Genomic DNA, 11240 nt, shown 5'->3' on the forward strand with positions numbered 1-11240 from the left:
GGACCGCTCGGCGGGCACGTCGACGGTACCGAGCGGCGCCGCGCCCAGCGCCGCGACGATCTCCGGTTCGGTGCGCGGCCGACGGCTCGCCCGCGCGGCGGCGAGGTGAGCGACGACCGCGAGCAGGAAGAACAGCAGCGCCCCGCCGACGACGAGCTGGATCCGCGTCGGCGGTGCCTCACCGTCCGGCCGGGCCGCCGGCCCCATGACGACCATGCCGGCCTCGTCGGTGGCCGGGTCGATCCGCTCCAGCTCGGTGACGGCCTCCTGCAGCGCGGTGCGCAGCTTCGCGAGCTCGGTGCGGGTCTGCACGCTCTCCACGGTCCGCCCGGGATCGGCCGCATCGGCCAGCTCGGTGATGCGGCGACTGGTCCGCACCACCAGCTTCCGCAGCTCCTCGGGCCGCGCCGCCGCCTCGGAGCCGGCGCCGTCGCCCGTGATCCCCGCGGCGAAGGCGACGAACTCCTGGGCCGCCTGGTCGGAGAGCCGCTGCGCGCGCTCCGGGGTGTCGGCCGTGCCCGAGACCTTGATGATGTTCCCGTCGGCGGCCCCGGCGCTCACCCGTTTCCGCAGCTCGCCGCCGTCGACCCCGTCCCAGTCGAGCGCGGCGGCCACCCGGTCGACCACCACCGAACTGGTCGCGATCTCCGTCTGGGTCAGCAGCTCGCGCTCCTCCCACGCCCCCGGCAGCAGGACCGACGCCGACGTCGTGTAACGCGGCGGGAACAGCAGGGAGGCGCCGTAGCCGACGAGCGCGCCCAGCACGGCGAGGACGGCGAGCAGCCGCCATCGCCGATGGATCATCCGCCCGACCGTGGCCAGGCGTATCGTGTCATCGCTCAACGACGCGGCCTCTTCCCCGCCGGCACCGGAACCTGGCCACGGCAGGCGGCGGTGTAGGCGGCGAGCAGCGACGCCTGCGAGTTCCGCCAGGAGAGCTCCCCGCCGATCCGCTCCTGGCCGGTCCTGCCCATCCGGGCCCGCAGTTCCGGATCGTCCAGCAGCAGCGCGATGGACTTCGCGAACTCGGACTCGTCGTTCGCGGGAGCGTAGACGGCGGCGTCGCCGGCGGAGACCCGCGCCTCCTTCAGGTCGAACGAGACGATCGGCCGGCCCATCGCCATGTACTCCAGGACCTTGTTCATGGTCGACACGTCGTTGAGCGGATTGCGCGGGTCGGGGGAGAGGCACACGTCCGCGGTGGACAGGTAGCGCACCAGGTCGGCGTCCGGGACGCGCCCGGTGAACTGCACCTGTCCGTCGAGCCCGAGCCGCCGGGACAGCTCCACCATCGCGTCGAAGGCGTCGCCGGAGCCGACGAACACCGCGTGCCAGTCGGTCCGTCCGAGTTCGTCGCGCAGCTTCGCCAGGGCCCGCAAGGCGTAGTCGACGCCGTCCTGCGGGCCCATGACGCCCAGGTAGCACAGCAGATGGGGCTTGCCGCGCTTCAACTCCGGCTCGGGCGGCACCGGCCGGAACCGGTCGGTCTGGGGCGCGCTGCGCACCACGAAGACGTCCGCCGGCCGCCGGCCGCCGCGGCGCACCGCGACGTCCCGGTAGCTCTCGTTCGTGGCGAGCACGATGTCCGCGGCCCGGTAGGTCATCCGCTCCAGCGCGCACACGCCGCGGTAGAGCAGGTCCTCGCCGCGGCCGAACCGGGAGAGGTACAGCTCGGGCACCAGGTCGTGCTGGTCGAAGACGAACCGCGCGCCGCGCCGCTTCAGCCACAGGGCCGGCAGGAACAGCAGGTCGGGCGGGTTGCAGGCGTGGACCACGTGGACCGGGCCGACCTTCCGGGCCAGCCGCGCCGTGTGCCACAGCGCCGATCCGTACTCCCGCAGGTAGCCGGCCGGCCCGCCGGTGGCCGCGCGCAACGGGTAGCGGTGGATCCGCACCCCGTCGATCACCGCCTCGGGTTCCGTGTCCCGTCTGCTGCCCTGCGGGCAGATGACGTCCACCGTCCAGCCCGCGTCGCGCAGGGTCGTGCACTCCTGCCACACCCGCCGGTCGAACGGCACCGACAGGTTCTCCACCAGGATCAGCGCGCGCCCGCCGTGCCGGTCGCCCCCGGCCGTGTCGTCGAACGATGTGTCACCAAGCAAGGCCCATGTACCCCGGTTCGGTCCGGCGCGCCTCGGCGTCGGGAAGGCGGACGAGATCGACGATCACCGGACCGTCGCCGTGGGGGAGCTTCGACAGCACCTCCGGGTCCCTGGTCCCCACCAGGCACACCTCGGCGTGTTCGAGCACCTCGTCGACGGAGTCCGCGAGCAGTTGCGCGAGGTGCGGCAGCCGCGTCTCGACGTACTCGCGGTTCGCGCCGAGCAGCCGGGAGAGGCTCACGTTGGCGTCGTGGATCCTCAGGTCGTACCCCTTGCCGAAGAGCCGCTCCGCCAGCTCGACGAGCGGGCTCTCGCGGAGGTCGTCGGTGCCGGGTTTGAAGGACAGTCCGAACAGTCCCACCCGGCGCCTGCCGGTGCGCTCCACCAGCTCCACCGCGCGCTGCAGATGGTCGGCGTTGGAGGGCAGCACGTGGGAGAGGATGGGCACCGAGACGTCGGCCCGCTGCGCCGCGTGGACCAGGCTGCGCAGGTCCTTGGGCAGGCAGGAGCCCCCGAAGGCGAAGCCGGGCCGCAGATAGGCGGGGCTGATGTTCAGCTTGCGGTCGGCCAGGAAGACGTCCATCACCTGGTGCGAGTCCACCCCGAGCGCCTGGCACACCGCGCCCAGCTCGTTCGCGAAGCCGATCTTGAGGCCGTGGAACGCGTTGTCCGCGTACTTGATCGCCTCGGCCGTCGGGACCGGCACCCGGAACACCTCGCCGGGCAGGCCCTCGTACAGCGCCAGGACCGCGTCGCCGCTCGCCGGGTCGAGCTCGCCGACGACGGTCTTGGGCGGGTCGAAGAAGTCCCGCACGCTCGTGCCCTCGCGCAGGAACTCCGGGTTGACCGCGACCCCGACGTCCACCCCGGCCGTGCCGCCGACGTACTTCTCCAGGATCGGCACCAGCAGGTTCAGGCAGGTGCCCGGGAGCATGGTGCTGCGGAACACGACGGTGTGCCGCCCGCCCCGCTCGGCCAGCGCGGCGCCGATCTGCTCGGTGACCCGCTCCAGATACGTGGTGCACAGGCTGCCGTTGGGCTCCGACGGCGTGCCCACGCAGATCAGTGATATCTCGCTTTCCATGATCGCTTCGCGGACGTCGTCGGTGGCGCGTAACGCCCCGGTCCCCACGACCTCGGCGACGAGCTCGCCGATCCGCTCCTCGACCACCGGGGCCTTGCCGTCGTTGACCAGGTCGACCTTCACCTGGTTCACGTCCACCCCGATGACCTCGTGGCCCATGCTGGCCAGGCACGCGGCCGACACGCAGCCCACGTAGCCGAGCCCGAAAACGCTGACTCTCACGTTCCGTTCCTCCCCCCGGGCAGGCCCTCGCGGCCTGCGGTCCGTACGCCGTCCGTACGACGGCGCCGCCCCCCTCGCATCAGTAGGCCCCCTGCCCGTAGAGCACCGCACGCAGCGTCTTCCACAAGATCACCGTGTCCAGGGCGAGCGACCAGTCCTCCACGTACCGCAGGTCCAGCCGGACCGCCTCCTCCCACGACAGGTCGCTGCGTCCGCTGATCTGCCACAGGCCGGTGAGGCCGGGCTTGACCAGCAGCCGCCGCCGGATGTCCGGGCCGTAGGCGGCGGACTCCTCCGGTAACGGAGGCCGCGGCCCGACGAGCGACATCGATCCGGTGAGTACGTTGAAGAGCTGCGGGAGTTCGTCGATCGAGTACCGGCGCAGCACCGCTCCCACCCGGGTCACCCGCGGATCCCGGTGGAGCTTGAACAGCGGTCCTGCGCCCTCGTTCAGGGCGGCCAGCTCGGCACGGGCCCGGTCGGCCCCGGCGACCATGGTGCGGAACTTGAGGATGGTGAACTCGCGGCCGTCCTTGCCGACCCTGCGCTGGCGGTAGAACGCCCCGCCCCGGCTGGTCGTCAGCACGAGCAGCGCGACGCCCGCCATCAGCGGCGCGAACAGCAGCAGCAGGATCGTTGCGCCCAGCCGGTCGACGACCCCTTTGACCACCCGGCGGCCCCCGGTGAAGGCCGGCATGCTGACCCGCAGCAGCGGGATCCCGAGCACCGCGTCGATGTGCAGCCGGGGGCCGGCCACCTCCATCAGCACGGGGGCGACGACCATCTCGGCGTCGCTGCCCTCGAGGTTCCAGGCCAGCCGCTGCAACCGGTGCGGTGACCAGTGCGGGTCCGGGGTGACCGCGACGACACGGTAGCCGTCGCGGCGGACGTGGTCGGCGACGTCCGCCAGCCGGCCGACGACCGGCACTCCGTCCACCCGGTCACCGTCGGGTCCGAGACCGTCCGTCGTGCACACCGCGTCCACCCGCCAGCCGAGGTGCGGGAACCTCCGGGTCCGGGTGATCAGGTCGTGCACGGTGTCCGGGCTCCCGGCGGCGAGCACCGGTCTCAGGCACCGGCCCTCCTTCCGCTCCCGGTGCAGCCACAGGCGCAGCAGATACCGCGCGATCATCGTGACGACCGCGATCGCGGGGATCGCGACGAAGATCCAGAGTTTGATGTTGCGCGAGGTGAGGGCGATTCCGCCGAGCGCCAGGACGACGGTCGCCATGAACAGCGAGCGTCCGAGCCGGCGGAACTCCTCGGCGCCCTGGCCGAGCACGGACGGGGACCACGCCCGGCCCACCGCGAGCGCCCCCAGCACCAGCAGCCAGGTGCCGAAGGCGAGAATCCCCCATTTCTCATGCCAGTTGGCCGCGTCCCGGACCCCGAAGAAGTTGCCTATCGCCGCCACCACGAAGGCGGTGGTCACCGTATCGCCGGTGATCACGGTACGGCGGTACCGCTGCTCCCAGTCGGTCGCGGATCTGCTGATTGCCCCGTTCGCCGGACGCCCGTGCGTCGACGGAAACGGGCCGACTAATTCCCCCTGCCGCACAGAACCCCCCAGGTCCCCAGTGGTTCGACGTGTTCCCCTGACACCGTTTCTCCACCCGGGAGGCCCCCGCCCCCCGCGCCGCGCCGTTCCTCCCCCACAGGAGGCCCCCGCCTCCCGCGCATGCCGTACCGGCTCTCTCGGAACCGGCTGAACAACCCACCCCGGCACCCCGGGTGCTCCCCGCACCCAGGGTTCATCGATCGTCACCGTGTGTTCGAACGGCTGAAGCAAGGTCAATCTAGACCATCGGGGCCAGTATGTAGAGGGGATGTGTGTGATTCGTGCGCAAGCTTTGAGACGGGATCGGTCGGCCGGTGACCACCCGCGGGCGCCGGGCGTACCTGACCTGCCGATCACCGCGGTCCGCCCGGGAAACCGGGCGCGGGCCCCGGACGGACTCGCCCGCATGGTCCGAGCGTCCCGTGGTGAGGCGAGCCCCGGGACGTGGCGGCGCGAGGCGGGCACCGTGGAGCGCCGGGTCGTGGCGCTCCCGGAGCGGGAGACGGGCCCTTTCGTCATCGTCGCCGGGTTCCGGATCCCCCGCGTCCCCACGGAGTGGGCGCCGCACTCGCACGCCGCGCACGAACTCGTCCGGGTACGCGGGGGCACGCCGACCTCCCGGGTGGCGGACCGCGTCTTCACCGTGTCCGAGGGGTACGGGCTGTGGATGCCCGCCGGAGTGGTGCACGGGGGCCGGGCGACGGCGGGCGCGGAGTTCCACGACGCCTTCTTCGCCCCGACCGCACGCCGTTCGTGTTCGGGGAGCCGAAGACGATCGCGATGACGCCGTCGCTCGAATCGCTGCCGACCCGTCCGGCCCGCACGGACCTCGACGCGGCGGCCGGGGCGCGGGCGGAGTCGGTCGTGTTCGACGTGCTCCAGCCGGCGGAACGCCGGTTCGCGCTGCAGTCGCCCGGTGACGCCCGGATCGACGCGATCGCCGAAGCCCTGCTGGGCGATCCCGCCGACCCCCGCTCACTGGAGGAGTGGGCGCGGTGGCCGGGAATCAGCGACCGCACCGTCACCCGCGCGTTCCGTCGCACGACGGGTCCCTCCTTCGCGCGGTGGCGGCAGGTGCCGCGCGTGCACCGGGCGCTGACGCCCCTCTCCGAGGGGTTCGACGTGACGACGGTCTCCGAGACCCTCGGCTACGCGCAGCCCAGCTCCTTCGTCGCCGCCTCCCGGCGGGTCGTGGGAACCACGCCGGGCGCGTTCTCCGCCACGGCCGACGACACACCCGGGGGTGTCCGGAATCCCGTATCGGGTGTCCGGAACTCCTGCGTCGACGTACGACGTGATCTCGAAGGAGCCGCGAAGGACGTCGACCTGAAGCCGGTGAAGCCCGATCACCTCGCGCGACGAGTGATGGCCGATTGGCGCCCTTTCCGGCCCTCGCCGGGGGTTTCACCCTGGGGGGAAGCACCGCGCACGGGCAGCGCCGAGGGGGAACGCCATGTCCGTACCGCCGTACGTCCCCGTCCTCCCGGCCAGACCGCACGCGGCCGCCGCCTACCGGGGCCTGCCCGGAGCCCTGCGACGCGGGGTCGTCCCGCTCTGGACGCTGCCCCCTCACCCCGGCATGCCGCCCGGACCACTGGCGGGGCGGATCGCGAAGGAGGCAGGGGAGGCCGCTCGTGCGCAGTCCCGCACACCGGCCTGGCTGGACGCCCCCTTCGTGGACGACTCCGAGGCCGCCGTGCTGGCCGACACCTTGGGCCCGCAGTGGTGGGAGGACCGCTTCCTCCGGCCGGTCACCGGCCCCGGGCGTCCCGACGCGCAGCAGTCGCTCGCCCTCACCGTGGCCCTGCGGCAGGACCTCCCCCTGGCCCTCCGGGTCCGGCTGCCCGGCGGCTGGAACGACGGCGCCGCCCCGCGGGCCGACGAGGTCGCCGCGCTGCTCGGCCGCCTGCCCGCCGGCCACCCCGTCGACCTCGTCCTCGACCTCGGCACGGTCCTGCCGGACCGCCCCGACGCCGGGAAGGAGGCGGTGCGCACACTGGACGCGTTGCTCCCCCTCACCTCCTGGGGCACGGTGACCGTGGTGGCCGGGGGTTTCCCCGATCCGCCCGACGAGTTCCGGGAGGGTGTGCGGTACGAGGCGCCGCGCACGGACCGGGACACCTGGCACGAGATCCGGCACGCCGACCGTCCCTACGTCTCCCGACTCGGCTACGGCGACTACGGCATCCACCCCGCGACGTACGTCACCCGGCCGTCGGCGTCAGGCGGCGGCGGCCCGCCGTGGGGCGTCCTCCGCTACACGACCGCCCGCTCCTACCACCTGGTCAAGGTGCCCTACGGCAGGCAGCACGACGACGCGAACCGGGAGGCCGCCAGGATCCTCACCGGCCTCGCCGACTTCAGGGGAGCGGCGGCGAGCGCGGGGGAGGGGTGGTTGTGCGACCGGGCCCGGGGCGTCGGGACCCCGGGCAACCACTCCACCTGGAACAGGGCCGGGAACATCCAGCACATGGCGTTCGTGGCTCGAAGTTCCGGTCGGTGACAGGGACTTGCCCGCGCTACTGTTCCGTGGCGGCACGGCGGGAGCAGGCCGAAGCCATGCCGAGCCACGTGTGTGGGGCGATGGCGGTGTGTGTCATGGAGTCCTTTCGGGCGGTTCGGTTCAGAGGTAGGGCTTGGTGATCATTTCGATGGCGTGGCCGGCGGGGTCGTTGAAGTAGACACCGCGGCCGCCGTGTTCGGTGTTGGTCTCGCCGGGCCGTGTCATCTGAGGATCCGCCCAGTGCTCGGTGCCGTCCGCCCGGAGGCGGGCGTAGGCCCGGTCGAACAGGTCGTCGTCGACCAGGAACGCGTAGTGGTGCATCTGTATCCGGTCGACGCCGGGCAGCTCGGCGAACTGCAGCAGTACGCCTTCGTCGAGCTGGACGTTGGTGAACGGGCCTCACGACGGCGCCTCGGGGAGTTCGAACAGTTCGCGGAAGAACCGGGCCGACTCCTCGCGGTTGTCGGCGGGGATGATCGTGTGGTTGAACGTCACGGGCAAGGTCGTCTCCTGGGTCAGGGCAGCGGGTTCGGGGCGATGCGGGCGAGGGCACCGGTCTCCAGCGCCGTCCACACGGCGCCGTCGGGGCCGAGGGTGATGCCGTGCGGCTCCGAGCCGGACGTGGGCAGGTCGTGCACCTCGATCACGCCCTCGGTGGTGATCGAGCCGACGCGGTTGCCGCCCCACTCGGTGAACCACAGGGATCCGTCGGTGCCCGGAGTGATGGCGTGCGGCCGGCCGGCGCGGTCGGGCAGCGGGAACTCCCTGATCTCGCCCTCGGGGGTGATGCGGCCGACGTGGCCGGCGGCGATCGCGACGTACCAGACGGCGCCGTCGGGGCCGAGGGTGATGCCGACCGGTGCGGCGCCCGCGGTGGGCAGCGGGTGGACGGTGACCGTGCCGTCGGTGCCGATCCGGCCGATCGCGTCGGCCTGGTTCATGGTGAACCACATCCCGCCGTCCCCTCCCGCGGTGATCGCGGACGGGAACGTGCCGGCGGCCGGGAGCGGGAACTCGGTGACCTCACCGTCGGTGGTGATGCGGCCGATGCGGTCGGCGGTGGTCTCGGTGAACCACAGCGCCCCGTCGGGCCCCGCCGCGATGCCGAACGGCCCGCACTCCGCGGTGGGCAGAGGGAATTCGGTGACCGTGCCGTCGGTGGTGATCCGGCCGATGCGGTGTGCCCGGTACTCGGTGAACCACAGGGCGCCGTCCGGCCCGGTGGTGATGACCGTCGGCCCGCAGCCCGGGTCCAGCCGGTGGCTCTCCGGTTCGGCGCCGGGCACCAGCCGGCCGATCCGGCCGCCGTGGACCAGCGTGTACCACAGCGCGCCGTCCGGGCCGGTCGTGATCGCGTACGGTCCGCCGCCGGCCACGGGGTGCTCCTCTATCGACACGTTCGTCATCCGGTCTCCAGTCCGTGGTCTGCGGCGATGCGGGCGATGTCGGCCGGGGTGCCGGCCATGATGGTGCGGGCGTGTTCGGTGACCAGCTCCGCCGGCCAGTCCCACCAGGCGGCCCGCAGGAGCCGGTCGACGTCGGCGTCGTCGAACCGCTGCCGGATCGGGCGGGCCGGGTTGCCGCCGACGATCGTGTACGGCGGTACGTCCGCGGTGACGACCGCGCCGGCGGCGACGATGGCGCCGTCGCCGATGCGTACGCCGGGCATGACGGTGGACCGGTGACCGAACCAGACGTCGTTGCCGACCACCGTGTCGCCCCGGCTGGGCATGCCGGTGACGATGTCGAGGGTCCGCTCGGCCCACTCGCCGCCGAACATGGTGAACGGGAAGGTGGACACGCCCATCGTCGGGTGGTCGGCGCCCGCCATCAGGAACCGGGTGCCCGTGGCGATGGCGCAGTACTTGCCGATGATCAGCCGTTCCGGGCCGTAGGCGTAGAGCACGTTGTGGTGCTCGAAGCCGGTGGCGCCGTCCGGGTCGTCGTAGTAGGTGTACTCGCCCACGACGATCTGCGGTGAGCCGACCAGCGGTTTGAGGAACACCACCCGCTCATGCGCCGGCAGCGGGTGGAGGGTCATCGGATCAGGTGTCAACTGTCGGCTCCTGGTGAAGAGATGTGTACGGGTACGGGGTCGAGGAAGCCGTAGACGCGGCGCAGGCGGGTCCGCTCGGTGACCATGACGGCAAGCCCGACGATCACCGGAGGGCCGCCGGCCGGCGCCAGTTCCCAGGCGAGGCGCGCCACGCCGTGGTGGCCGTCGGCCTTCCCGGCCGGCCGGTACACCAGGCCGGGGAACTGCCGCTGGGCCGTGGCCACCACCTCCTCGACGGCGTCGCGGCCCTCGGCCGTCACGATCGGATCGACGTAACAGGCGTCATCGGTCCAGAGCTCGTCGACGAGCGCCCGGCGCCTGGCCGGGTCGCGCTCGTTCCAACTCGCCAGGTACCGCCTGGCCAGCTCGTCGAAGCCGGACATGGTCGATCTCCCTCCGCCGCCGTGCTCTGTTCCACCACGCTACGGCCGGGGGCCGGGAGCGGAATCCGTCACGCCCCGGCAGTCAGGCCCGGGATTCCCGGTCGGCTTAAGTACCCTCACCACGTGTTGTACGGACGGAGTGACGAGATATCAGTCATCGACCGGTTGCTGGCGGACTGCCGGACCGGTCGCAGCGGTTGCCTGCTCATCACCGGGGAGCCGGGCGTGGGCAAGACCGCGCTGATGGAGTACGCGGCGTCGGCGGCCGACGGGCTGCGGGTCGTGCGCGGCACCGCGATCGAGTCCGAGGCACACCTGCCGTTCGCCGGCCTGCACCTGCTGCTGCGGCCCGCCCTCGACCGGACCGACGCCCTCCCGGCACCGCAGGCGCGCGCCCTGCGCGGGGCCTTCGGCCTCGCCCCGGCCGAACCGGGCGACCGCATGCTCGTCGGCCTCGCGGTTCTCTCCCTCCTCGCCGAATTCGCCGACGGCGGGCCCGTCCTGTGCCTCGTCGACGACGCGCAGTGGCTGGACCGGGCGTCGGCCGAGGCCCTGCTGTTCGCCGCGCGGCGGATCGACGCCGAGGGCACGGCGCTGATCATCACCGCCCGGACCGGCTTCGAGGCCCCCGGACTCGCCCACCTGCCGCTGACGGGGCTCGACGCGCCCGCCGCCGCCGGCCTCCTGGCCGAGCACGCCGCCACGCTGTCCCCCGCCGACCGGTACCGGGTCCTGGCCGCGGCACAGGGCAATCCGCTCGCCCTCCTCGAACTGCCGGTCGCCCTCGCCACCGGCCGGCCGGTCGCCACCGGCCAGGACCTGCCCATGACCGACGCGGTGCGGGCGGCCTTCCTCGACCGGGTACGACGGCTGCCCGAGCCGAGCAGGAACCTGCTGCTCGTCGCGGCCGCCGAGGACACCGGTGACCGCGACGTCGTCCTGCGCGCGGCCGCCCCCCTCGGCTGCCGCCCCACGGATCTGGTGCCCGCGGAGACGGCGGGACTGCTCCAGGTGGACAGCCGCACCGTGCGCTTCCGCCACCCCCTCGTGCGGTCGGCCGTCTACCAGGCGGCGCCGGTCAGCCTCCGCCTCGTGGTGCACACGGCCCTCGCCGAGGCCCTCCACCGGCCGGAGGACGCCGACCGGCGCGCCTGGCACCACGCCGTGGTGGCCACCGGTCCCGACGAGCAGGTGGCCGCGGAACTGGAGGGCACCGCCCGACGGGCCGTCGAGCGCAGCGGATACGCCGCCGCGGCGGCGGCCTACGAACGGGCCGCGCAGCTCACGGAGTCCGGCCCGGACCGGGCCCGCCGGCTCGTGCTGGCCGCGGAG

8 protein-coding genes and 3 pseudogenes are annotated in these 11240 nt (G+C 73.0%); 3 read left to right on the forward strand and 8 right to left on the reverse strand.

Annotation, left to right across the window (positions count from 1 at the left end):
• The 4 genes and pseudogenes from B7767_RS28595 to B7767_RS28610 form a co-directional block, all read right to left on the reverse strand.
• A pseudogene (locus B7767_RS28595) lies at positions 1-843 on the reverse strand (polysaccharide biosynthesis protein); the annotation flags it as partial.
• Positions 840-2102 (reverse strand): glycosyltransferase family 4 protein, encoded by a 1263-nt coding sequence (locus B7767_RS28600; protein WP_085574692.1) that lies wholly within the window; start codon positions 2100-2102, stop codon positions 840-842. The pseudogene B7767_RS28595 and the gene B7767_RS28600, both read right to left, overlap by 4 nt.
• Positions 2092-3408 carry a nucleotide sugar dehydrogenase gene (locus B7767_RS28605; RefSeq protein WP_085574693.1) on the reverse strand — a complete coding sequence of 439 codons (1317 nt, stop codon included), beginning with the start codon at positions 3406-3408 and terminating at the stop codon, positions 2092-2094. The genes B7767_RS28600 and B7767_RS28605 overlap by 11 nt, the downstream gene beginning before the upstream one ends.
• A gap of 79 nt (positions 3409-3487) precedes the next feature.
• Positions 3488-4966 (reverse strand): sugar transferase, encoded by a 1479-nt coding sequence (locus tag B7767_RS28610; protein ID WP_085574694.1) that lies wholly within the window; start codon positions 4964-4966, stop codon positions 3488-3490.
• Positions 4967-5372: 406 nt separating this feature from the next.
• On the opposite strand from B7767_RS28610, the pseudogene B7767_RS28615 reads away from it, so the two are divergent.
• Positions 5373-6244, forward strand: a pseudogene (locus tag B7767_RS28615) (helix-turn-helix domain-containing protein); the annotation flags it as partial.
• Positions 6245-6419: 175 nt separating this feature from the next.
• Positions 6420-7469, forward strand: coding sequence for a beta family protein (locus B7767_RS28620; protein ID WP_085574695.1), 1050 nt, complete (start codon positions 6420-6422; stop codon positions 7467-7469).
• A gap of 120 nt (positions 7470-7589) precedes the next feature.
• Here B7767_RS28620 and B7767_RS28625 read toward each other — a convergent pair.
• The 4 genes and pseudogenes from B7767_RS28625 to B7767_RS28640 form a co-directional block, all read right to left on the reverse strand.
• Positions 7590-7970: pseudogene (locus tag B7767_RS28625) on the reverse strand (VOC family protein).
• Between the two features lie 14 nt (positions 7971-7984).
• Positions 7985-8875 carry a virginiamycin B lyase gene (locus B7767_RS28630; RefSeq protein ID WP_085574696.1) on the reverse strand — a complete coding sequence of 297 codons (891 nt, stop codon included), beginning with the start codon at positions 8873-8875 and terminating at the stop codon, positions 7985-7987.
• Positions 8872-9525 (reverse strand): CatB-related O-acetyltransferase, encoded by a 654-nt coding sequence (locus B7767_RS28635; RefSeq protein ID WP_085574697.1) that lies wholly within the window; start codon positions 9523-9525, stop codon positions 8872-8874. Before B7767_RS28635 ends, B7767_RS28630 begins: the two co-directional genes overlap by 4 nt.
• The gene (locus tag B7767_RS28640) at positions 9522-9908 is read right to left on the reverse strand and encodes a nuclear transport factor 2 family protein (RefSeq protein WP_085574698.1); all 387 of its coding nucleotides are present in this window, start codon (positions 9906-9908) and stop codon (positions 9522-9524) included. The genes B7767_RS28635 and B7767_RS28640 overlap by 4 nt, the downstream gene beginning before the upstream one ends.
• A 123-nt stretch (positions 9909-10031) precedes the next feature.
• Here B7767_RS28640 and B7767_RS28645 point away from each other — a divergent pair.
• Positions 10032-11240, forward strand: a 1209-nt coding sequence (locus tag B7767_RS28645; RefSeq protein WP_179167327.1) for an AAA family ATPase, incomplete at its 3' end; no start/stop codon positions are given.

It is taken from the genome of Streptomyces sp. 13-12-16, assembly GCF_002114215.1.
GTDB lineage: Bacteria > Actinomycetota > Actinomycetes > Streptomycetales > Streptomycetaceae > Streptomyces.